The organism is Streptomyces sp. NPDC058469 (assembly GCF_042721125.1).
Lineage (GTDB): Bacteria > Actinomycetota > Actinomycetes > Streptomycetales > Streptomycetaceae > Streptomyces.
Window position 1 is genome coordinate 2,164 of record NZ_JBHXME010000325.1, and the last position, 1,413, is coordinate 3,576.

The 1,413-nt window shown below is 65.5% G+C and carries 1 protein-coding gene; it reads left to right on the forward strand.

Annotated features, from left to right (window positions below; genetic code table 11):
* Positions 1 to 237: 237 nt before the first annotated feature.
* The gene (locus ACFWP5_RS52070) at positions 238 to 1,380 is read left to right on the forward strand and encodes an amidohydrolase family protein (RefSeq protein WP_384174393.1); all 1,143 of its coding nucleotides are present in this window, start codon (positions 238 to 240) and stop codon (positions 1,378 to 1,380) included.
* Positions 1,381 to 1,413 lie beyond the last annotated feature (33 nt).

Here is a 1,413-nt window from a genome sequence, read left to right on the forward strand (position 1 = left end):
GGGGGCGCCCAGGCCGGTGGGTTCTAAATCTTGGACAACTCCCCCCCGCACCACCCCCCAACATCACCTCACGGGCGGCCCCGGCACCACCGGTGCCACGACCGCACGGACGGCACTGCCACCCGCTGCCCCCACACACGTTGCGAAGACATTGCGCCCAGGTGTCGACCTATCGGATAGATGACTATACCGTAAGCGTTGCGAGAAGCATTTCGATCGCAAGCGCAAGGAGGCGCCATGCTGCCCGAGGACCTTCAGATCATCTCCGTCGACGACCATGTCATCGAACATCCCACCGTCTGGACGGACCGGGTACCGAGCAAGTACGCCGACGTCGCTCCTCGTATCGAGCGCGCCGAGGACGGCAACGACTGGTGGATCTACGAGGGCGCGAAGGCCGGCAATTTCGCCCTGAACGCGGTCGCCGGCAAGGATCCGAAGGACTTCGGCATGGACCCGCGCTCCTACGACGACATGCTGCCCGGGTGCTACGACGTGTCCCAGCGAATCAAGGACATGGACACCGAGGGTGTGTGGGCCCAGCTGTGCTTCCCGAACTTCGGCGGCTTCGCCGGCAGCACGTTCGCCAAGTCCAAGGACCTCGAACTGGCTTCCGCCTGCGTGAGCGCCTACAACGACTTCATCCTGGACGAGTGGTGTGGGCACGACCCCGCGCGGCAGATACCGCTGCTCACGCTTCCGTACTGGGACGTCGATGCGTCGGTCAGGGAGTTCAACCGTACGGCCCCGCTGGGCGCCAAGTCCTACACCTTCCCCGAACTGCCGGACCGCATCGGCCTGCCCTCCTGGCACACCGACCACTGGGATCCCATCCTCGCCCTGTCCAACGAGTCGGGCATCCCGCTCTCGCTGCACTTCGGTTCGGGCGGATCACCGACGGTGTCGCCGGAGGGCATGAGCACGAACTTCGTCGTCGGGATCTCGCTCTTCGCGCTCAACTCCGTGACGACGATGGCCGAACTGCTGCTGTCTCCGGTGTTCCACAAGTTCCCGAACCTGCGCATGGCGCTCTCCGAAGGCGGTATCGGCTGGATGCCGTATCTGCTGGAGCGCCTGGACTACACGTGGGAGCGCCACCGCTGGTACAACGACGTCAACCGCGAGGTCAGCCCGGGTGAGCTGTTCGCGCGCGGCCACCTGGGCGGCTGCTTCATCTCCGACGACGCCGGCCTGGAGGCGCGCCACCGGATCGGCGTCGACCACATCATGTTCGAGAGCGACTACCCGCACTCGGACAGCAACTGGCCGAACACCAAGAAGATCCTCGCCGAGTCGATGCGCGACATCCCGGAGGACGAGGTGCACAAGTTGCTGGAGGACAACGCCCGGACGTTCTACGACTTCCCGCGGAGCAGCTGAGCCGGCCCCTCCCGTTCGGACCCGGATCCGCAT

Bases quoted from the DNA above. Each gene is read 5' to 3' on its own strand.
- ACFWP5_RS52070 (WP_384174393.1), top strand. From the start codon at position 238: ATGCTGCCCGAGGACCTTCAGATCATCTCCGTCGACGACCATGTCATC.